Here is a 21,210-nt window from a genome sequence, read left to right as displayed (position 1 = left end):
GGCGAGCCCGAGAGACAGCGCCGCCGCGACCGTCAGGAGACCGGCGGCGAGCGCGGACCCCGCCATCAGAGGCCTCCGCCGAGCGCGCAGCTGGACGCCCGCAGCGGGATGCGCACCAAAACGCCGAGCGAGACGTCGACGGATGCCGTGACGCAGACGAGGTCATCCGAACCGGAGGACGACACCGAGGCGCCCGGAACGGCGCGCCCGACCACACCCGCGGCGGCACCCGCACCTTCACCCCGACCGAGGAGTCGCGCGGCGTCTGCCGTCGCGTCCTGCAGGGCCACCTGTCGGGAGGCCGCCCCCAGCGCTCCCGCGCCCAGGAGCAGCGCGAGCACCACGGCCGGGAGGGCGAGGGCCAGTTCGGCGGCGACCGCGCCGCGCTCGTCGCCGAAGCGCGGCCTGCCGCGTGTCGAATGCCTCATGACACCGACAGCGCCCGACGCACGAGGTCGGTCAGGATGCCCCGCACCTCGTCGGATCGCATGATGACGACCAGCAGCCCCGCGAAGGCGACGGCCGCCATGGTCGTGATCGCGTACTCGGCTGTCGCCGCTCCCGTGTCATCGCCGAACAGCGCCGCCGCGCGGCGTCGGTTCAGCGTGGGGATCGCGTTGATCGTGTTCATGGTGTTCCTCTTTCTCTGTGGTGCTTCTTCTCTGTGGATCGAAGGGGCAACGTGGTCCCTCGGGGCAGCGGGGTTCATAGGGGCAGCGGAGTCGACGCGAGCACGCTGAGCAGCAGAGGCGCGACCCCGAGCAGGAGGAACGCCGGCAGCGTGCAGACGCCGAGCGGGATGAGCAGACGGGTGGAGAGCTTCGCGGCACGGAGGCGGCCCTGCACCCGGACGGAATGTCGGTCCTGGGCGGCCGCGGCACGGAGCAGCTCTCCGGCGGGCACTCCCGCCGCGCGGGAGAGGTCCAACACGGTGCGGACGCGTTCGTCCTCTCCGTCTCCGGATGCCGAGCTCTCGGCGACGAGCCGCAGCGCACGGTCGATGGAGGCGCCTCCGGAGAGTGCGACCGCGACGAGCTCGGCCCGCATCCCCGGCGTGCCCGGCGCGGGGCGCGCCCGTCTCAGAAGACCCCGGGTCCATTGGCGGGCGGCCACGACGAGGAGCAGCCCTGCCACGACGCACGCCCCTCCGAGCGGATTGCCGACGATCACGCCGAGCGTGTCGAAGCCGAGCGCGAAACCGAGCAGCAGTCCGGCGAAGGGCATCCAGAGCAGCAGACGCGCCGTTCCCGCCGGTTCCGCGAGCGCGATGCGCACGTCGTCGGCCGCGGACGCCGCGTCGCGCAGCGTCTCGGCGATCATGCGCAGCACCTCGGCGAGAGGGGCGCCCACGGTCGTCGCGACCTCCCACGCGGCGGCGAGGTCGACCCAGGCTCCTCCCTCGGCTTCGATCGCCGTGAGCAGCGGCTTCCCTGATCCGACGCGCTCCACGATCGCCGCGGCGTGCGGATCCCCCGTCTCGGCGAGGTGCCGCCACGCGACCAGCGGCACCGCTCCGGCCTGCAGCAGCACGGCGAGGGTCTGCACCGAGGTGGCAGCATCCGCTCCTCCGTCGGTTTCCGCCGTCGCCGGTCGCCGCAGTCGGATCACCACGGCCGCACCTCCTCGATGTCGAGACGATCGGCGCGGAGGACGAATCGCCCGGCCTGGCTGATGCGCCTCGCGCCGTCGGGAGAGCGTTCGAGGTGCAGCACCGTCGTGAAAGCGCTCACCGCCTGCCGTGCGAGCGCGGTGGCGTCCATCCCGGCGAGAGCACCGAGGGCTTCGAGTCGCGCGGGCACGTCGCGGAGACCGCTCGCGTGCAGCGTGCCGGCACCACCGTCGTGACCGGTGTTGAGCGCGGTGAGCAGCTCTCGGACCTCCTCGCCGCGGCACTCGCCGACGACGAGGCGGTCGGGCCGCATCCGGAGCGATTCCCGGACCAGCCGGGAGAGGCTGATCCCGCCTGCCCCCTCGAGGTTGGCCTGCCGCGCCTCGAGCGCGACGTGGTGCGGGTGGCGCGGTCGGAGCTCGGCGACGTCTTCGATCGTGACGATGCGCTCGGCAGAGGGCACCTCGGACAGCAGCGCCGAGAGCAGTGTCGTCTTGCCCGTGCCGGTTCCCCCGGTGATGAGGATGTTGGCGCGCTCGGCGACCAGCCCGGCGAGCCAGCTCTGCTGGCGGGCGTCGAAGGATCCGAGCGCTGCGAGCGCATCGAGATCGGCGGCGCGCACCCGAGGGATGCGGATGGACAGGGCTGTGCCGGTCGTCGAAACCGGCGCCAGTACGGCGTGCACGCGGATGCCGGAATCGAGCCGCACGTCGACGCACGGCGACTGGTCATCGAGATGTCGGCCTCCGAGGCCGACCAGAGCGACCGCGAGGTCGCGCACTTCGCGTTCCGATGCCCGCCAGTCGGGCACCGGCTCCGTGCCGCTCCCCCGGTCGACGAACAGGCCGTCCCCGCCGTTGAGGAAGACGTCGGTGACCGCCTCGTCGAGGCAGTGCTCGGCGAGAGGACCGAAAGCCGGATCCAGGCGGAGCGGCTCGACGGTAGTGTCGGCGGAGGAGGATCCGGTGCGCGTTGCTCCACGGGGTCGGATGACGAAGGAATCGGCCATGTCGAGACGCTATGCCGCGCCGCCGACCGGCCGATCAAGTCCTCGAGCCGAGCGCCGCCCGATGTGCAGAAGCCCTGATATCCGGCATCCGTGCAGAACCGTCGCGGGCGAAGGTCGGAGAGCGCTCCCAAATGAGATGGGCGGCATCTCACGGGGGGAATGAGATGCCGCCCACGGCGGGCCGCGATCGGGGGAATCGGGCGCACCAAGGCACGAATGAGAATTCGGCTGACGTCGAGTGTACGCAAGGCGACCTTCCTGACAAAACCCGCTCCACTACCGACTTTCGGCAGTATGCGACGTCGGACGGCGAGGATAGATTCGCCCTGACGCGGTGGTGGCAGAGTCACGACCGTGCCCGCATGACCCGTGATGCCGCAAAGGAGCGTCTGCCGATGAGCAGCCAGATCGACCACCTTCTCGATGAGACTCGGAAGTTCCCGCCGTCGGAGGAGTTCGTCGCCCATTCCGTGTCGACGCCCGAACTCTACGAGCGCGCCGCCGCCGACCGCGAGGCGTTCTGGGCAGACCAGTCCCGCGAGCTCCTGCACTGGCATACCCCCTTCACCCGCGTTCTCGACTGGTCGAACCCGCCCTTCGCGAAGTGGTTCGACGACGGCGAGCTCAACGTCGCCTACAACTGCCTCGACCGCCATGTCGAGGCAGGGAACGGCGACCGCGTCGCCCTGCACTGGGAGGGTGAGCCGGGCGACTCCCGGAGCATCACGTATGCGGAGCTGACCGAGGAGGTCAAGCGCACCGCCAACGTGCTCGCGGGCTTCGGCGTCGGGCAGGGTGACCGCGTCGCGATCTACCTGCCGATGATCCCCGAGGCGATCGCCTCCATGCTCGCGGTGGCGCGCCTCGGCGCGATCCACTCGGTGGTCTTCGGCGGATTCAGCGCCGACAGCCTCCGTGCCCGCATCGACGACGCCGGCGCCAAGGTCGTCATCACGGCCGACGGCGGTTACCGCAAGGGCAAGGTCTCGGCTCTGAAGCCCGCCGTCGATCAGGCGCTCGGCGACCGCGGCGAGGGCGAGCAGCAGACCGTCGAGCACGTGCTCGTCGTCAAGCGCGGCGGCAACGACGTCGACTGGGTGGAGGGTCGTGACGTCTGGTGGCACGACGCCGTGCCCGCGGCATCCGCCGAGCACTCGGCCGAGGCCTTCCCGGCCGAGAACCCGCTCTACATCCTGTACACCTCCGGCACCACGGGGAAGCCGAAGGGCATCCTGCACACCTCGGGCGGCTACCTCACCCAGGCAGCGTATTCGCACAAGTACGTCTTCGATCTGCACCCGGAATCCGATGTCTACTGGTGCACGGCCGACATCGGCTGGGTCACGGGACACTCGTACGTCGCCTACGGCCCTCTCGCCAACGGCGCCACCCAGGTGCTCTACGAGGGCACGCCGGATGCTCCGCACCCCGGCCGCTGGTGGGAGATCATCGAGAAGTACAAGGTCTCGATCTTCTACACGGCCCCGACGGCCATCCGATCGTTCATGAAGATCGGTCGCAGCATCCCGGCGAAGTTCGACCTCTCCTCGCTGCGGCTCCTCGGCTCCGTCGGAGAGCCGATCAACCCCGAGGCGTGGATGTGGTACCGCGAGGTGATCGGGGCGAGCAAGGCGCCGATCGTCGACACCTGGTGGCAGACCGAGACCGGCGCGATCATGGTGTCGGCCCTCCCCGGGGTCACCGAGACCAAGCCCGGCTCCGCGCAGGTGCCGCTCCCGGGCATCTCGATCGACGTCGTCGACGAGAAGGGCGTCGAGGTCGGCAACGGCAGCGGCGGACTGCTCGTCGTCACCGAGCCGTGGCCGAGCATGCTGCGCGGCATCTGGGGCGACCCGGAGCGCTTCCGCGAGACCTACTGGGAGAAGTTCGAGAAGCAGGGCTACTACTTCGCCGGCGACGGCGCGCGCCTCGACGCGGACGGCGACCTCTGGCTGCTCGGCCGCGTCGACGACGTCATGAACGTCTCCGGCCACCGTCTGTCGACGGCCGAGATCGAGTCGTCGCTGGTGGCGCACGAGGCCACCGCCGAGGCGGCCGTCGTCGGCGCCTCCGACGAGACGACCGGGCAGGCAGTGGTCGCCTTCGTGATCATCAAGGAGAGCTACCTCGCCGGCCACGATCCGGCCGGCCTCGCCCAGCAGCTGCGGCTGTGGGTGGGTGAGCAGATCGGCGCGATCGCCCGGCCGCGCGACGTGTACATCGTCGGCGAGCTGCCCAAGACGCGCTCCGGCAAGATCATGCGCCGTCTGCTGCGCGACGTCGCGGAGGGCCGCGAGGTCGGCGACACGACGACGCTGGCCGACACGGCCGTCATGAGCATCATCTCGGCACAGGTCAAGTAGACCTCAGCGAGAACGCCCCCTCCCGGATCCGGGAGGGGGCGTTCTGCGTCTAGATGACTGCGCTCGGCGTCAGGCGAGGATGAAGGTGACCTCGACCTCGACCGGGCTGTCGAGCGGGAGCACCGGAACGCCGACGGCCGCGCGCGCGTGCCGTCCGGCGTCGCCGAAGATCTCGCCGAGCACCTCGCTGGCGCCGTTGATGACCCCCGGCTGTCCGGAGAACTCGGGGACGGACGCGACGAAACCGCCGACCCGCAGCACGCCGGCGATGCGGTCGACTCCGCCCGCGGCATCCGCTGCGGCGGCGAGCGCGTTCAGCGCGCACGTGCGGGCATACCCCTTGGCGTCTTCCGCCGAGACTTCGGCCCCGAGCTTGCCGGTCGCCGGGAGGGCACCGGCCGTGAAGGGCAGCTGACCGGAGGTGTAGACCAGTCCGGCGTGGACGACGGCGGGGACGTACGCGGCGACCGGTGCGGCGACGGCGGGCAGCTCGATGCCGAGCTCGGCCAGGCGTGCGGAGACACTCATGCCGCCCCTCCCTCGAACTGGCGCGAGGCCTCGGCGGCGGCGGCGAGGCCGGCGTTGGCGGAGGAGTCGGACGTCACGGGGCGCTTCAGATACGCGACGAGCCCGCCCTCGGGGCCCTGCACGACCTGGACGAGTTCCCAGCCCTGCTTGCCCCAGTTGTTGAGGATCGCGGCCGTGTTGTGGATCAGCAGCGGGGTGGTGAGGTACTCCCACGTGGTCATGGCACTCCTGTCGATTCGGGCCCTCCACCCCGTCGAGGGGTTCAGGACCCGGGTCGGATGAGGTACAGGCTCGTCAAAGGCGGTATTCAGGGAACTCCCCTACGATCAAGCGTATGCCCCAAAAGAAGAATCGCACGGTGAGAGGCGTGCTCGGCGGTCTCGTCGGGCTCGTCGGTCTGAGCGCCGTCGCCGGTCTCCTGGTCACCGCGAGCGTCACCCCGGTCCTCGCGATGACCGGCGTCGCCGGCACGCAGGCACTGACCCTGTTCGACAACCTGCCGGAGAACCTCAACCCCGGCACCCCTATGGAGCAGTCGACCATCTACGCCACCGCACCCGATGGCACCGCGGTCGAACTCGCCTCGTTCTACGAGCAGAACCGCGTCCCCGTGAAGTACGACCAGGTCTCGCCCGTCCTCTACGACGCGATCCTCTCGAGTGAAGACAAGAACTTCTACAGCCACGGCGGCGTCAATGTCGGCGCCACGGTGAAGGCGCTGGTCGACAACGTGCGCGGCACCTCCAGCCGCGGAGCGTCGACGATCAGCCAGCAGTTCGTCAAGAACGTGCTGATCCAGCAGTGCGAGCAGGATGTCGACACGACCTCGGAGACGTACTCCGAAGAGCTGCAGCAGTGCTGGCTCGACGCGACGAACGCCGTGGGCAGCAAGGGCATCGAGCGCAAACTGCAGGAGATGCGCTACGCGATCCAAATCGAGAAGGACTTCTCGAAGAACGACATCCTCCTGGGGTACCTGAACATCGCCAACTTCGGTGGCACGGTCTACGGCATCGAGTCCGCAGCCAACTACTACTTCTCGACCACGGCAGCCAACCTGACGGTGGCGCAGGCGGCGACGCTCGCCGGCATCGTGCAGAACCCGAACACCTTCCGCATCGACAAGCCGGAAGCGGGCACCGGCACCAACGCGGAGGGCGTGGCGACCAACACCGCGGCCGACGGCTACGCGGAGACGGCAGACCGACGCAATTACGTGCTCGGCCGCATGCTCGCCGACGGCAAGATCACGCAGGCGCAGTACGACGAGGCGAAGGCCTCCGTCATCGAGCCCCTGATCAACCCGCCGACGCAGGGCTGCGCGGCGGCCGGACGCAACGCCTACTTCTGCCAATACGTGAAGTCGATCATCGAGAACGATGAGTCGTTCGGTGCAACGCTCCAGGACCGCCGTGATCTGCTCCGTCGCGGCGGACTGAAGATCTACACGTCGCTGGACTTCCGCATCCAGGACCCGGCCGCGCAGGCGATGGCCGACATCGCGCCGACGAGCTACGGCTCCTACTTCGGCGCGGCCGGCACCTCGATCGAGGTCGGCACCGGCCGCATCCTCTCGATGACGCAGAACACCCTGTTCAGCGAGACGGTCACCGACTCCCCGGATTACACCTCTCTCGTGTTCGCCGGCGACAAGAAGCATGGCGACTCCGTCGGCTTCCCGGTCGGATCGACCTACAAGCTCTTCACTCTGATCGACTGGCTCGAGAAGGGCCACTCTGTGAACGAGAGAGTCAACGGCGCCCTGTCGACGAACATGAAGTTCACGGCGGCGGCCTGCGGCGGCGGAACCATGACCGCCAACACCAAGGAGATCGGCAACTTCAACAGCCAGAACGGCTACACGGGGACCGTGATGAACTTCACGGCCCAGTCGTTGAACAGCGGATTCTTCGCGATGGCGTCGAAGCTCGACCTGTGCGACATCAACAAGGTCGCCGACCGCATGGGTGTCACGCTCGCCACCGGTGAGAAGACCTATGAGGACAACGTGCCCTTCAACGTGCTCGGGTCGAAGAACATCTCCCCGCTCGCGATGGCGAACGCCTACGCGACCGTCGCCAGCGGCGGCACGTACTGCACGCCCCGCGCGATCGACCTCGTCATCGGCGCCGACGGCAAGGAACGCGAACTCCCGAAGTCCTCGTGCACGGCCGGCGTCATCAGCCCCGAGGTCGCAGCGACGGCCGCCTACGCGCTGCAGGGCGTCATGGCTCCGGGTGGCACCGGTCGCGACGCCAATCCGAACGACGGCACCCCGCTGATCGGCAAGACCGGTACGCACAACACGTACGGGACGATGATGATCGAGTCCAGCACCAAGGTCGCGACCGCGGTCTGGGTCGGCCGCTCGCAGGGCCAGGAGAACATCTACCGTCAGCGTTACAACGGGCGCGAGCTGAACACGATGCGCTACCCGCTGGCGGAGATCACGCAGCGCGCCGCGAACGCCGCCTATGGAGGAGATGCCTTCCCGCAACCCGACAAGAACCTCACCAAGGTCGTGCTGACGGACGTCCCCAGCGTGGTCGGAATGACGATCGATGCCGCGAAGGCGGCGATCGAGGGCGCAGGGTTCATCTTCTCCCAGGGCGGAGAGGTCGACAGCAACCTGGCAGCCGGGCTCGTCGCGGCTCAGGACCCCGCCGGACAGGCTCCGGCCGGCGCGACCATCACGGTGGCGACCAGCAACGGGCAGGGGACGACGGTTCCCGCGAACTTGGCAGGAATGTCACGGGCCCAAGCCGTGGCCGCGCTCGGTGCCGCAGGGTTCACGACGATCTCCGCCGACGTGTCCTGCAATCCGGGATCTGCGGTCGTCACCAGCTCGAATCCCGCGCCCGGGACCGCGTCGAGCAAGAGCACCCCGGTCTCGTTCACATGCCAGTAGGCGAACGCCGATCTGCACACCCGGCCCTCATCGCGCTCGGCGCGGTGGGGGCCGCGGGTGTCGCGGCTGCGGTGTGGGGCATCGGGATCGAGCGCTATCTGTTCACGGTGCGGGAAGCCACGGCATCCGCTCTCGCTCCGGGTTCGGCACCGATCCGCGTGCTGCACATCTCGGATGCGCATATGGCGCCGTGGCAGCACCGCAAGCAGGACTGGCTGGCGTCGCTCGCGCAGCTGAAGCCCGACCTGATCGTGAACACGGGCGACAACCTCGGCCATCGTGACGGGCTCGAAGGCATTCGTCGGGCGTTCGACGCCTTCGCCGGCATCCCCGGCGTCTTCGTGCACGGCTCGAACGACGTCGTCGGTCCCTCGCCGCGCAATCCCCTGCGGTACTTCCTCGGACCGTCGAAGAAGCAGCACGAGCCCGAGGCGCTCGACACCGACGCCATGGACCGCTACTTCACCGACGAGCTCGGCTGGACCGACCTCGACAACGCGGCGACCCGGATGAGCCTCGCCGGCAACCCCGTCGACCTCTTCGGCGTCAACGACGCGCACCGCGACTGGGACCGTCTCGACCTTCTTCCCGCTGCTGTCGACGCCCTCGGCAGCCCGGATGCCGGAACCACACGGATCGGCGTCACGCACGCGCCGTACCAGCGCGTGCTCAACGGATTCATCGACCTCGGCGCCGACGCCATCTTCGGCGGCCACACGCACGGCGGCCAGGTGTGCCTCCCCGGCTACGGCGCGCTCGTGGCGAACTGCGACATCCCGCTGAAGCAGGCGAAGGGCCTGAGCACGTGGTCCCGCGATGGACGCACGGTTCCCTTGAACGTCAGCGCCGGCTGCGGTCACTCGATCTACGCGCCGGTCCGATTCGCGTGCCGCCCCGAGGCGACGCTGCTCACGCTGACCGCCCGGGCCTGATCGCCGGTTCGATTCGGTGCGCGGGACATTTCCCTGTAGACTCGGAGGGTTGCAAAACGGGGTGTGGCGCAGCTTGGTAGCGCGCTTCGTTCGGGACGAAGAGGTCGCAGGTTCAAATCCTGTCACCCCGACCAGTGACACCGGAAGGCCGCCCTCAGGGGCGGCCTTCTCTGTACAGGGACCGCGCGCGAAAGGGACTCATGGGCTCTCTGCTCCCCCCGCCGCGCCGTCGCACCCGGGCGTGGGCGCTGGCCCTCGGCATCCCGTTCCTCGCGGGTCTCGCCCTGCTGACGCTCACGCCGTCGCGGGTCGAGGAGTCGATGCCGAATCTGCTGGATCTCGTGCTCTCGATCAGCCACCGCCTCGGCTGGGCCTCGCTCGACTTCACCCGGCTCGAGGTTCTCGCGAACATCCTGGTGTTCATCCCCGTGGGCATCCTCGCCTTCGTCCTGCTCCCCCGCCGGGTCTGGATGCTGTCGCTGCTGGTCGGGCCGCTGCTGTCGCTCTCGATCGAGGCTGCACAGCGCATCGCCCTTCCCCATCGCGCCGCGACGGTGACCGATGTGATCGCCAACTCGTCCGGCGCCACGGCAGGAGTCGTGTTCGCCGTGCTGTGCACGCTCGTCTTCGCCGTGCGCGGAGCACCGCGGCGATCTCCTAGGCTGGAGGCATCATGACGTCTCCTGCCCTCGTCGCGTTCGACCTCGACGACACCCTCGCCCCGTCGAAGGGTCTGATCGATCAGCGCATCGCCGATCTGCTGCGTGCCCTGCTGCGCTCGGTCGACGTGGCCATCATCTCCGGCGGCAACGAGGCGCAGTTCCGTACGCAGGTGATCGCCCGGCTCGGCGATGCGGATGCCGCGGATCTCGCGCGCCTCCACCTGCTGCCCACCTGCGGCACGCGGTACCTGCGCCATGACGGCACCGATTTCTCGCCCATCTACGCCCACGATCTGAGCGAGGCGGAGAAGACCGCCGCGCTGACCGCGCTGCGCGAAGAGGCCGAGCGCCTCGGACTCTGGGAAGCCGAGCCGTGGGGCGACATCCTCGAGGACCGCGGTTCGCAGATCACCTTCTCGGCGCTGGGCCAGCAGGCCCCCCGCGAGGCGAAGCACGCCTGGGATCCCACGGGCGGGAAGCGCGGCGCACTGCGCGACGCGGTCGCCGCGCGACTCCCCGGGCTCGAGGTGCGCTCGGGTGGCTCGACCTCGATCGACATCACGATGGCGGGGATCGACAAGGCCTTCGGCATGCGGCAATTGGCCGAGCGCACCGGCATCCCCCTCTCCGCCATGCTTTTCTACGGCGACCGTCTCGATGAGGGCGGGAACGACTACCCCGTGCTCGCGATCGGCGTGCCCTCGGTCGCGGTCGAGGGCTGGGAAGACACCGCCGACAAGCTCGACGCGCTCCTGCAGACCCTCTGAATCGCCGCGGACCCGCACCCGGGCTCTAGCATGGCGTCATGGATGCCCTGCTGATCGTCATCATCACGGCCGCGGTCGCCAGCCTCGCCTGCTGGGTGCTCTCGCTGATCACCCGCGACACGTCCTGGGTCGACCGCGCGTGGTCGATCGTGCCGATCGTCTACGTGTGGATCTTCGTCGCGGGCGCCTTCACGAACGGCGACGGTTCCGTGCGGGTCGTGGTCATGGGCGTGCTCGCGACCCTGTGGGGTGCGCGCCTCACGTTCAACTTCGCGCGCAAGGGCGGCTACACCGGCATGGAGGACTACCGCTGGGCGATCCTCCGCGAGCGGATGAAGCCCTGGCAGTTCCAGATCTTCAACGTGCTGTTCATCATCGCCTACCAGATGACCCTGCTCGTGCTCATCACCCTCCCGGCCGCGGTCGCCGCACAGAATCCGGCCCCGCTCACCGGCTGGGACGCTCTCTTCGTCGTCGCCTTCCTGGGCTTCCTGGTCGGCGAGACGGTCGCCGACCAGCAGCAATGGCGCTTCCACCAGCGCAAGAAGGAGGCCGGCGGCACACTCGCACCGGGCTTCGCGACGGGCGGCCTGTTCCGGTTCAGCCGCCACCCGAACTTCTTCTTCGAGCAGGCGCAATGGTGGGCGTTCTACGCGATCGGGGCGACCGCCGCCGTGGCCGGAGGCGCGGGCTTCCTGGGCGGAGCCCTGAATCCGACGATCATCGGACCGGCCCTGCTCACCGTGCTCTTCATCGGGTCCACCATCTTCACCGAGTCGATCACGGCGGGCAAGTACCCCGCCTACGCCGGGTACCGGCGCACCACCTCGATGCTCATCCCCTGGCCGCCGCGCGCTCGCGCCGCCGTCACGCAGTCCTGACCGGAGAACCGACTCAGCGGACGACGGCCTCGGTCACCGCTCGCGACACCGGCACGAGCCGGGTGAGCTGCGTGACGTGGCCGGGCTCGAGCTCGGCGAGCGAGGAGACGCCGAGCAGTCGCATCGTGCGCTCGATCTCGCTGCGGAGGATCGCGATGGTGCGGTCGACGCCCTGGCGTCCGCCCGCCATCAGTCCATAGAGATACGCACGGCCGATGAGCGTGAAGTCGGCGCCGAGGGCGACAGCGGCCACGACATCGGCGCCGTTCATGATGCCGGTGTCGATCATCACCGTGAAGTCGTCGCCGACGGCCTTGCGCACCTCGGGGAGCAGGTGGAACGGGATCGGCGCACGATCGAGCTGACGGCCGCCGTGATTCGAGAGCACGATGCCGTCGACGCCCTCGTCGCGCAGCCGTACCGAATCCTCCACGTTCTGCACGCCCTTGATGACGATCTTCCCGGGCCAGAGGTCGCGGATCACGGCCAGATCGTCGTAGCTGATCGTCGGGTCCATGGCGGCGTCCAGCAGCTCGCCGACGGTGCCGCCGGTCGTGCTCAGGGAGGCGAATTCGAGCTTCGGGGTCGTGAGGAAGTCGTACCACCACCACGGCCGCGGGATCGCGTTGATGATCGTGCCGAGGGTGAGCTGCGGCGGGATACTGAAGCCGTTGCGCTTGTCGCGCAGCCGCGCACCGGCGACCGGGGTGTCGACGGTGAACTGCAGCGTGTCGAAGCCGGCGGTCGCCGCACGGCGCGTGAGCTCGTACGAGATCTCACGGTCGCGCATCACGTACAGCTGGAACCAGTTGCGGCCGTGCGGGTTGGCGGCCTTGACGCCCTCGATCGACGTCGTTCCGAGCGTGGAAAGAGTGAACGGGATACCTGCCGCCGCCGCGGCACCGGCACCAGCGACCTCGCCCTCGGTCTGCATGAGGCGCGTGAACCCGGTGGGCGCGATGCCGAACGGCAGCGCGGACGGTCCGCCGAGGATCTCGACGCTCGTGTCGACCGTGGGCGCCGGACGAAGGATGCCGGGGTGGAACTCGACGTCCTGGAACGCCTGGCGCGCGCGCGTGAGAGAGAGCTCGCCCTCGGCGGCGCCGTCGGTGTAGTCGAAGGCCGCCTTCGGGGTGCGACGCTTCGCGATCGTGCGGAGATCATCGATCGTGAGCGCGGAGTCGAGGCGACGCTTGCGGCCGTCGAGCTCGGGCTTCTTGAACTTCATCAGCTCGAGCAGCTCGACGGGATTGGGAAGCTGGCGCTGGACCATGGTGTGCCTCTCGGTGCGGGTCAGGGGGTCAGGATCAGGGGTTCAGGATCTGGGTGTAGTAGCCGGTGATGTGGGACCGGACGAGGGAGCGGGCAGCATCGGCATCACCGGCGTCGATCGCGGCGACGAGAGCGTGATGCTCGCTCCGCAGGCGCGCAGCCATCGTCTCCCAGTCGGAGATCGCGGCCACCCCGCCCTGCACGTAGGACTCGATCGACGAACGGAGGCCGGCCATGATCGCCGCGATCACGGTGTTGCCACTCCCCTCCGCGAGAGAGAGGTGCAGCTGCGCGTCGAGGGCGAGGAACTCCTCGGGCGCCAGGTCGGCCGCATCCATCGCCGTGAGCAGCTCGTGCGCCCGCGCGGTGTCGCGTTCGTCGGCCCCGGCCATCGCCCCGACGACCGCGTCTTCGAGGACGAGACGGGTCTGCACCACGTCGGCGAGCGGGAAGCCCTGCGCCGCGACCTGCAGGCGCAGCAGCGCTGACATCCCGCCGGTCGGGGTCGCGATCACGATCGCGCCGGACTGCGGACCGGAGCCGGTCGCCGTGCGGATCAAGCCCATCACCTCGAGGACGCGAAAGGCCTCCCGAACGCTCGAGCGCCCGACACCGAGCTCGCTCGCCAGATCTCGCTCCGAGGCGAGCCGGTCACCAGGGCCGAGACGACCGTCGAGCAGATCACGTTCGATGTGCTCGAGCACGAGGCGCCATGCGCGGGCGGGCGGCTGTTCCGGCATCCGTCCTCCTCGATGGCGTGCGTGCGGTCGCGTCGTGTGGTCCGACCACAGTAGCGCGTGTGGTCAGACCACGCAAACGCGGGCATCGTCGATGTCGAACCGGCCCCTTCTGCGCGACCCGTCCCCTTCTGGGCGTACGAAAAGGGACCGCTCGTACGCAAGGGGGCCGCTCGGCGAGAAGAAGGGGCGACGTCAGCCCAGGCGTCCGCCGGACTCCTCGAGGTAGCAGGTGCCGCACAGCGACTCGTAGGTCGTCAGCTCGGGAGCGGCGGAACCGTCGGCGCCCTCGTCGATCGCGACCTGGTCGCCGTCGAACACGAAGCGCCCGCCGACGACGCGGCCGTTGAACACGGCCTTCCGTCCGCAGCGGCAGATCGTCTTGAGCTCCTCCAGGGAGTGCGCGATCGCCAGCAGTCGCGCAGAACCGGGGAACGCGTGGGTCAGGAAGTCGTTGCGGATGCCGTACGCCATGACCGGGATGCCGTCCTCGATCGCGATCCGGAACAGGTCGTCGACCTGCTCGGGGGTGAGGAACTGCGCTTCGTCGATGAGGAGGCAGGCCACATCGACCGGCCCGCTGGGGATCAGCTCCTGCTCGACCGACCGCCGCACGCGGTCACGATGCTCGGCGAACAGCTTCCGCGCGTCGTCACCAGGACCGATCAGGAAGTCGACCTCGCGCGTGACGCCGAGCCGGCTGGCGATCTCGGACGCGCCCTTCGTGTCGATCGCCGGCTTGGCGAGCAGCACATGCTGACCGCGCTCCTCATAGTTGTACGCGGCCTGCAGCAGCGAAGTCGACTTCCCCGAATTCATCGCGCCGTAGCGGAAGTAGAGCTTCGCCACGGTGCCGACTCAGGCGCTGATGCCGAGCGTGGCGGCGGTGGCCGCGGTGGACTCCTCCGCGAGGGCGGGATCCGTGTTCAGCTTCTCGCCGAACGTCGGGATCAGTTCGCGCAGCTCGGGCTCCCAACCCGGGTACTCCGCCGGGAAGCACTTCTTCAGCAGGTCGAGCATGATCGGAACCGCCGTCGACGCACCGGGCGAGGCGCCGAGCAGACCGGCGATCGAGCCGTCGGCCGAGGCGACGACCTCGGTGCCGAACTGCAGGATGCCGCCCTTCTTCGGGTCCTTCTTCATCACCTGTGCGCGCTGACCGGCGTCGATGAGCGTCCAGTCCTCGTCCTTCGCGGTCGGCATGAAGGTGCGCAGACTGTCGACCTTCTTCGCGTGGTTCTTGAGCAGCTCGCCCACGAGGTATGTGATCAGGTCGGGGTTCTTGACCGCGACCTGCAGCATCGGCAGCAGATTGTGCGGCCGCACCTGCGAGACGATGTCGAGCATCGAGCCGTTCTTCAGGAACTTCGGGCTGAACGTCGCGAACGGGCCGAACATCAGCGAGGCCTCGCCGCCGACCACACGCGTGTCGAGGTGCGGCACCGACATGGGCGGCGCGCCGACCGATGCCTGCGAGTAGACCTTGGCCTTGTGCTGCGCGACCACCTTCGGGTTCGTGGTCTTGAGGAACTGTCCGCCGATCGGGAAGACGCCGTAACCCTTGATCTCGGGGATGCCGGAGTTCTGCAGCAGCTTGAGCGCCCAGCCGCCGGCGCCGACGAACACGAAGCGCGCCTTGACCTCGTTCGGCGTGCGGCCGATGGTGGTGCGGTACTTGACCAGCCACCCGCCGTCCTTCTGCTTCTTGAGGCTGCGCACCTCATGGTTCGTGCGCAGCACGACACCCGAATCGGTGAGGTGGTCGAAGAGCTGATGGGTGAGCGCACCGAAGTCGACGTCGGTGCCGGCCGGGACCCGTGTGGCGGCGAACGGCTCGCCCTTGCGGCGCTGCTGCATGAGGAGCGGCGCCCACTTGTTGATGACGCGCGAATCCTCGCTGTACTCGATGCCCGAGAACAGCGGCTGCTTCTTGAGCACCTCGTAGCGGTCCTTGAGGTACGCCACGTCCTTCTCGCCACGCACGAAGGTCATGTGCGGGGTCGCGTTGATGAAGGTCGAAGGCGCGTCGAGCACGCCCTTCTCGACCAGCGACGACCAGAACTGGCGGCTCTGCTGGAACTGCTCGTTGATCGAGACGGCCTTGGCGGGATCGAGCGGCGCGTCGCCCTGCTGCGGCATGTAGTTCAGCTCGCACAGCGCGGCATGACCGGTGCCCGCATTGTTCCAGGGGTTCGAGCTCTCCTGAGCGACATCCGAGAGTCGCTCGAATGCCATGATCTTCCACTCCGGCTGCAGCTCGTGCAGCAGAGTACCCAGGGTGGCGCTCATGATGCCACCGCCGATCAGGACGACATCGACGTTATCAGTCACCAGAACAGTCTAGTTCGACTGCGTCCGCCCCAGAGCCAGTCGGCGACCGTGCGAACGGCCTGGTGAGACCGGATCCGCATGACGGCGATGCGGTCAGGCTATGACAGTCAGGCGATGACGGCCAGGCGCTCGGCGAGCACCTCGGCGATCTGCACCGCGTTGAGCGCCGCACCCTTGCGCAGGTTGTCGTTGCTGATGAACAGCACGAGGCCCTTGCCCTCGGGCGCGGACTGATCGGCGCGGATGCGTCCGACGAAGCTCGGGTCCTTGCCGGCGGCCTGCAGCGGCGTCGGCACCTCTTCGAGGGCGACTCCGGGCGCTGCCGAGAGGATCTCGGTGGCGCGCTCCGGCGTGATGTCCTTCGCGAACTCCGCGTGGATCGACAGCGAGTGGCCGGTGAACACGGGCACGCGCACGCAGGTGCCTGCTACGCGGAGGTCGGGCAGCTCGAGGATCTTGCGGCTCTCGTTGCGGAGCTTCTTCTCCTCGTCGGTCTCGTTCTGGCCGTCGTCGACCAGGTTGCCGGCGAAGGGGATGACATCGAAGGCGATCGGGGCGACGTACTTCTCGGGCTGCGGGAAGTCGACCGCCGAGCCGTCGTGCACGAGACGGAGCGTGTCGCCCTGGGCGAGGACGCCCTCGATCTGACCGAGCAGCTCCTGGGCGCCGGCGAGTCCCGAGCCGGAGACGGCCTGGTACGTCGAGACGATCAGGCGCTCGAGGCCGGCTTCGGCGTGGAGCGCCTTCAGCACGGGCATCGCGGCCATCGTGGTGCAGTTGGGGTTCGCGATGATGCCTTTGGGGCGCTCGTCGATGGCGTGCGGGTTGACCTCGCTGACCACGAGGGGCACCTCGGGGTCGTTGCGCCAGGCGCTCGAGTTGTCGACGACCACGGCACCGGCCTCGGCGAAGCGCGGAGCGTAGGCACGGCTGGCGGTGGCGCCGGCCGAGAAGAGCGCGATGTCGATGCCTGCGGCATCCGCCGTCTCGACGTCTTCGACGATCACCGTCGCGCCGCCGAACTCGATCGCGGTGCCCGCGGAGCGCGACGACGAGAACAGACGCAGCTCGCGGATCGGGAACGACCGCTCGGCGAGAATCTCGCGCATCACGGTGCCCACCTGGCCGGTGGCGCCGACGATGGCGACGGAGAGTCCTGAATCGGAGATGCGGGTCATGATGTTCCTTGGCGTCGTGCGGATGCTGCGTACGAGGCGTCGGGCGCAGCGTCAGGTTGCGGATGCCGCGCCTGGCGCCGGTGTCAGGGTTGCGGCGAGTCTACCGTGCCCTGGCGAGAGCGAGGGCGGCGGTGAGTCAGCGGCCGGTGCCGGCGTGGACCGTGACGTCGGTGTCGCCGTCGAGCCCGTAGGCGGTGTGCACGGTGCGTGCCGCTTCGGCGAGGTCGTCACCGCGGAGCACCACCGAGATGCGGATCTCGGACGTGGAGATCATCTCGATGTTGATCCCGCCGGCCGAGAGTGCTTCGAAGAGGGTCGCCGAGACGCCCGAGTGGGTGCGCATGCCCGCGCCGACGACCGAGAGCTTGCCGATCTGGTCGTCGTGCACGAGGTTCTGGAACCCGACCTCGTTCTGCTCGGCGGCGAGCGACTTCAGTGCCGCGGCGGCATCCGCCTTGGGGACGGTGAACGAGATGTCGGTGCGCCCGGTGGCCGACACGTTCTGCACGATCATGTCGACGTTCGCGCCGGACCGCGCCACGATCTTGAAGATCTCGGCCGCTTTCCCCGGCACGTCGGGCACGCCGGCGACGGTGATCTTGGCATGGCTGAAATCGGTGGCCACACCGGCGACGATCGGTTCTTCCATGACTGCTCCCTCGGCTTCGCGCGGGTTCTTCATACCCTCGCCCAGAACGTACGTGCCCTCGGCGGACGAGAACGTCGACCGGGCGTGGATGAGAACGCCGTGACGGCGTGCGTATTCGACGGCGCGGATGTAGAGCACCTTGGCGCCGTTGGCGGCGAGCTCGAGCATCTCCTCGGTCGAGACGTGATCGAGCTTCTGCGCCTTCGGGATCACGCGCGGGTCGGCGGTGTAGATGCCGTCGACGTCGCTGTAGATCTCGCAGACGTCGGCGCCGAGTGCGGCCGCGAGGGCGACGGCGGTGGTGTCGGAGCCGCCGCGGCCGAGGGTCGTGATGTCGCGGGTGTCGCGGTTGAAGCCCTGGAAGCCGGCGACGATGACGATCGCGCCCTCGTCGAGCGCCTCGCGCAGTCGCACCGGCGTCACATCGACGATGCGGGCGGCGCCGTGCTGGGAGTCGGTGATCATGCCGGCCTGGCTGCCGGTGAAGGAGCGCGCCTCGAACCCCATCGAGTGGATCGCCATCGCGAGCAGCGCCATCGAGATGCGCTCACCGCTCGAGAGCAGCATGTCGAGTTCGCGTGGGGCCGGGATCGGCGCCACCTCGTTCGCCAGGTCGAGGAGCTCGTCGGTCGTGTCGCCCATGGCGCTGACGGCGACCACGACGTCGTGCCCGGCACGCCTCGTGTCGACGACGCGCTTGGCGACGCGCTTGATGCTCTCTGCGTCGGCGACGGACGAGCCGCCGTACTTCTGCACGATGAGGGCCACGTTCACTCCCTGGGATGTCGGGCGGATCCGCCCACCGCTCATTCTACGATCGGCCCGTATACCCCGCCGCGCATGTGTCGGCCCGAGGGCTCAGGGAGCGGGCGGCAGGGTGGTGGAGGGCAGCTCGGTGGACGCACGGGAGTCGACGGATGCCGCCGGCCGCAGCCGACCGCCCGTGGCGGCAAACCAGCATCCGGCGATGATCAGCGGGAAGCCGATGAGCAGACCCGGCGTCAGCGGCTCGGCGAGCACGATCGCGCCCAGGACGATCGCGACGACAGGGTTCACGTAGGTGAAGAGGGGCGCGCGCACCGGTCCGACCTCGCGGATGAGGGCGAAGAAGGCGAGGAAGGCCACGGCCGTGCAGATCACGGCCAGGGCGAGGAGGGCTCCGAGCGACGGCAGGGTCGGCACCTCGTGCTGGGTGAGCAGACCGATCGGGAGGTAGATGATGCCGATCATCAGCAGCGACAGCGTGATGGTTCCGAGCGAGGGGACGTCGCCGAGCTTGCGGGCCACGATGAACGGCGCGATGGCGTAGAGGATCGCGACGAGCAGCACCTCGCCGGCCGCGAGGAGACTGACGTCGCCGCCGAACAGCCCGGGGCCGGCGACCACGATCGCGACGCCGATGAAACCGACGAGCAGCCCGATCCCGCGTGCGGGACGGAGCACACCGCGGTCGCCGCCGCCCAGGGCGATGAGCGCGGCGAACAGCGGCACCGTGGCGACGAGCAGACCCGTCATGCCCGAGGGCAGCGTCATCTCGGCGTGCCCCAGCAGCACGAACGGACCCGCCATCTCGACCAGGCCGAAGGCGAGCACCCAGGGCCAGTGCTTCCACGCGGCGCGCAAGGCTCCCCCACGGAGGGCGAACGGCAGCAGCAGGAGTGCCGCGATGAGCGTGCGACCGGCCACGATCGCGGGAGGCGAGATCGACTCGACGGCGATGCTGATGAACAGGTACGGCACGCCCCAGAGCAGTGCCATCGCTCCGAAGAGCAGCCATCCGCGACGCGAGAAGCCCCCTTGCGGGTTCACAGGACCCGCCGGCCCTCGAACGCGCGACCGAGGGTGACCTCGTCGGCGTACTCGAGGTCGCCGCCGACGGGCAGGCCGGATGCCAGTCGCGAGACGGTGATCTGCATCGTGGTCAGCAGCCGGCTGAGGTAGCTCGCCGTGGCCTCGCCCTCGAGGTTGGGGTTGGTCGCGAGGATGACCTCCTGCACCGTGCCGTCGGCGAGGCGCGTCATCAGCTGGGCGATGCGCAGATCGTCGGGGCCGATGCCGGCGATCGGACTGATCACTCCGCCGAGCACGTGGTACAGCCCGCGGAACTCGCGGGTGCGCTCGATGGCGGCGACGTCTTTCGCGTCTTCGACGACGCAGATCAGTGCCTGGCTGCGTCGCGGATCGCGGCAGATCGCGCAGCGCTCCTGCTCGGCGACGTTGCCGCACACCTCGCAGAAGCGCACCCGGGTGCGGATCTCGGAGAGCAGCTCGGCGAGTCGGGCCACGTCGAACGTGGGCGTCTGCAGGATGTGGAACGTGATGCGCTGAGCCGACTTCGGCCCGATACCGGGGAGCCGACCGAACTCGTCGATCAGTTCCTGAACGATGCCGTCATACATCAGGAGAACCTCGTCGGGGGCTCGTAGGGCTCTTCGCGCACGAATGTCGCGCCGAGCACCTGGCGGATCACGGCCTCGCCGTAGCGCTGCACTCCCCCGACGGAGGGCGCGCGTTCGGTGACCACGGGCGAGACGGATGCCGCCCGCTGCGCTCGAGGAGCAGCGGGCGCCGATGCTGCTGCCGGAGCCGGAGCCGCCTGGCGTGCCGCCGTCGGAGCGGGGCGGCCTGCGGGCGGCTCGTAGGACGGGTCGTACGGCGGTTCGTCGTCGAATGGGGCGTCGTCGTCGCCGGGCAGCGGCGGCTCGTCACGATCGACGGTGCCGTCGGCCGGCGGGAGAGGTGCGGAGGCGGCCGCCTCGACCTCATCGGGTTCGTCGTCGACCGGGAGCGGGGATGCCGGCGCAACCGGTTCGCTCGGCGCCTCGTCTGCGGTCGGGATGGGCGCGACAGCCCACTCCGTGACCGAGGATGCCGCCGCACCCCGGGCCTGCGGACGCGAGGAACCCGCTGACGCAGGCTCCGATGCGGGCGCGGAATCGGCCGCAGCGGGGGGCGCTGACGCCGCCGGCTGTCGAGGCGCGCCACCGGACGGCATCGGCGCGGGGACGTACTTCACGCGTACGCCCAGTTCCTGCTCGATCGCGGTGCGCAGGTGATCCGACGGGCCGGATCCCGGCGTCGTGCCCTTGAACTTCGCCACGTCGTGCTGACTGGTGAAGCCGAGCGTCAGCACATCGTTCTCGGTGACGTACGCGAGCGGCTGGACCGCGGTCGCGAGCAGCCAGGAGGTGCGGCTGATCCCTTCGAGACGCCCGAGCACGGCGGGCCAGGCCGCGGTGATCGACTCGAAGGTCACCGGACCCGAGGGCGCTGGTTCCTCGGGAGTCGCCGGTGCAGCGGCAGCCGGCGCCTCGGGCGCTGCCGGGGCTTCGGCGACCGTGGGCTGCTCGGCGGATTCGGCCGCGGGCTGCTCGACCGCAGCGG

General features: G+C 69.3%; 20 protein-coding genes, 1 tRNA gene and 1 pseudogene. 7 read left to right on the top strand and 15 right to left on the bottom strand.

The annotated features are described in order from the left end of the window. Positions 1–65 precede the first annotated feature (65 nt). The 4 genes from DW306_RS06525 to DW306_RS06510 all read right to left on the bottom strand — a co-directional run bounded on the left by DW306_RS06525 (position 66) and on the right by DW306_RS06510 (position 2,618). Complete coding sequence (locus tag DW306_RS06525) at positions 66–428, bottom strand: TadE family type IV pilus minor pilin (RefSeq protein ID WP_240747098.1); 363 nt, start codon at positions 426–428, stop codon at positions 66–68. After that, the gene (locus DW306_RS06520; RefSeq protein WP_136054803.1) at positions 425–631 is read right to left on the bottom strand and encodes a DUF4244 domain-containing protein; all 207 of its coding nucleotides are present in this window, start codon (positions 629–631) and stop codon (positions 425–427) included. The genes DW306_RS06525 and DW306_RS06520 overlap by 4 nt, the downstream gene beginning before the upstream one ends. Before the next feature lie 74 nt (positions 632–705). Beyond that, positions 706–1,611: a type II secretion system F family protein gene (locus DW306_RS06515; protein ID WP_136054802.1), complete on the bottom strand. Its 906-nt coding sequence runs from the start codon at positions 1,609–1,611 to the stop codon at positions 706–708. Further along, entirely contained in the window at positions 1,605–2,618 is a 1,014-nt protein-coding gene (locus tag DW306_RS06510) for a TadA family conjugal transfer-associated ATPase (RefSeq protein ID WP_136054801.1), read from the bottom strand. The genes DW306_RS06515 and DW306_RS06510 overlap by 7 nt, the downstream gene beginning before the upstream one ends. 395 nt (positions 2,619–3,013) lie before the next feature. Between DW306_RS06510 and acs the strand changes: the two genes are divergently transcribed. Beyond that, the gene (acs, locus tag DW306_RS06505; RefSeq protein WP_136054805.1) at positions 3,014–4,981 is read left to right on the top strand and encodes an acetate--CoA ligase; all 1,968 of its coding nucleotides are present in this window, start codon (positions 3,014–3,016) and stop codon (positions 4,979–4,981) included. Positions 4,982–5,050: 69 nt separating this feature from the next. On the opposite strand, the gene DW306_RS06500 is transcribed toward acs, so the two are convergent. Together DW306_RS06500 and DW306_RS06495 are read right to left on the bottom strand one after the other, a co-directional pair. Then, on the bottom strand, positions 5,051–5,509 hold the full coding sequence (locus tag DW306_RS06500; RefSeq protein WP_136054800.1) for a RidA family protein: 459 nt from the start codon (positions 5,507–5,509) through the stop codon (positions 5,051–5,053). Further along, positions 5,506–5,730 carry a hypothetical protein gene (locus tag DW306_RS06495; RefSeq protein WP_136054799.1) on the bottom strand — a complete coding sequence of 75 codons (225 nt, stop codon included), beginning with the start codon at positions 5,728–5,730 and terminating at the stop codon, positions 5,506–5,508. Before DW306_RS06495 ends, DW306_RS06500 begins: the two co-directional genes overlap by 4 nt. Positions 5,731–5,867: 137 nt before the next feature. Here DW306_RS06495 and DW306_RS06490 point away from each other — a divergent pair, with 137 nt between their 5' ends. The 6 genes from DW306_RS06490 (at position 5,868) to DW306_RS06465 (ending at position 11,659) form a co-directional block, all read left to right on the top strand. Continuing rightward, on the top strand, positions 5,868–8,417 hold the full coding sequence (locus DW306_RS06490) for a transglycosylase domain-containing protein (protein ID WP_240747097.1): 2,550 nt from the start codon (positions 5,868–5,870) through the stop codon (positions 8,415–8,417). Next, positions 8,408–9,349, top strand: coding sequence for a metallophosphoesterase (locus DW306_RS06485; RefSeq protein WP_136054798.1), 942 nt, complete (start codon positions 8,408–8,410; stop codon positions 9,347–9,349). The genes DW306_RS06490 and DW306_RS06485 overlap by 10 nt, the downstream gene beginning before the upstream one ends. 57 nt (positions 9,350–9,406) lie before the next feature. Beyond that, positions 9,407–9,483, top strand: a tRNA-Pro gene (locus tag DW306_RS06480). A gap of 66 nt (positions 9,484–9,549) precedes the next feature. Further along, positions 9,550–10,026 (top strand): VanZ family protein, encoded by a 477-nt coding sequence (locus DW306_RS06475; protein ID WP_136054797.1) that lies wholly within the window; start codon positions 9,550–9,552, stop codon positions 10,024–10,026. After that, positions 10,023–10,778, top strand: a complete 756-nt coding sequence (locus DW306_RS06470) for an HAD-IIB family hydrolase (protein ID WP_136054796.1) — start codon at positions 10,023–10,025, stop codon at positions 10,776–10,778. The genes DW306_RS06475 and DW306_RS06470 overlap by 4 nt, the downstream gene beginning before the upstream one ends. A gap of 38 nt (positions 10,779–10,816) precedes the next feature. After that, complete coding sequence (locus DW306_RS06465) at positions 10,817–11,659, top strand: DUF1295 domain-containing protein (protein ID WP_136054795.1); 843 nt, start codon at positions 10,817–10,819, stop codon at positions 11,657–11,659. Positions 11,660–11,672: 13 nt separating this feature from the next. On the opposite strand, the gene DW306_RS06460 is transcribed toward DW306_RS06465, so the two are convergent. The 9 genes and pseudogenes from DW306_RS06460 to DW306_RS06420 all read right to left on the bottom strand — a co-directional run. Beyond that, positions 11,673–12,932: an alpha-hydroxy acid oxidase gene (locus DW306_RS06460; protein ID WP_136054794.1), complete on the bottom strand. Its 1,260-nt coding sequence runs from the start codon at positions 12,930–12,932 to the stop codon at positions 11,673–11,675. Positions 12,933–12,966: 34 nt separating this feature from the next. Beyond that, a complete protein-coding gene (locus DW306_RS06455; RefSeq protein ID WP_136054793.1) occupies positions 12,967–13,671 on the bottom strand; it encodes an FCD domain-containing protein in 705 nt (234 codons plus the stop codon). 192 nt (positions 13,672–13,863) lie between these two features. Next, complete coding sequence (locus tag DW306_RS06450; RefSeq protein WP_136054792.1) at positions 13,864–14,517, bottom strand: thymidine kinase; 654 nt, start codon at positions 14,515–14,517, stop codon at positions 13,864–13,866. 9 nt (positions 14,518–14,526) lie between these two features. Then, complete coding sequence (locus DW306_RS06445) at positions 14,527–15,999, bottom strand: malate:quinone oxidoreductase (RefSeq protein WP_136054791.1); 1,473 nt, start codon at positions 15,997–15,999, stop codon at positions 14,527–14,529. A 107-nt stretch (positions 16,000–16,106) separates the two neighbouring features. After that, positions 16,107–17,177 carry an aspartate-semialdehyde dehydrogenase gene (locus DW306_RS06440; RefSeq protein WP_136054790.1) on the bottom strand — a complete coding sequence of 357 codons (1,071 nt, stop codon included), beginning with the start codon at positions 17,175–17,177 and terminating at the stop codon, positions 16,107–16,109. A 136-nt stretch (positions 17,178–17,313) separates the two neighbouring features. After that, positions 17,314–18,594: an aspartate kinase gene (locus DW306_RS06435; RefSeq protein WP_136054789.1), complete on the bottom strand. Its 1,281-nt coding sequence runs from the start codon at positions 18,592–18,594 to the stop codon at positions 17,314–17,316. Positions 18,595–18,684: 90 nt separating this feature from the next. Next, entirely contained in the window at positions 18,685–19,635 is a 951-nt protein-coding gene (locus DW306_RS06430; protein ID WP_240747096.1) for an EamA family transporter, read from the bottom strand. Further along, on the bottom strand, positions 19,632–20,225 hold the full coding sequence (recR, locus tag DW306_RS06425) for a recombination mediator RecR (protein WP_136054788.1): 594 nt from the start codon (positions 20,223–20,225) through the stop codon (positions 19,632–19,634). The genes DW306_RS06430 and recR overlap by 4 nt, the downstream gene beginning before the upstream one ends. Next, positions 20,225–21,210, bottom strand: a pseudogene (locus DW306_RS06420) (DNA polymerase III subunit gamma and tau); the annotation flags it as partial. The gene recR and the pseudogene DW306_RS06420, both read right to left, overlap by 1 nt.

Origin of the sequence: Microbacterium sp. K24 (genome assembly GCF_004794465.1) — a bacterium.
In the GTDB taxonomy this organism is placed as follows: Bacteria; Actinomycetota; Actinomycetes; order Actinomycetales; family Microbacteriaceae; genus Microbacterium.
The sequence above is the reverse complement of the archived record's forward strand: the minus strand, read 5'-3'. Positions and strand labels throughout refer to the sequence as shown.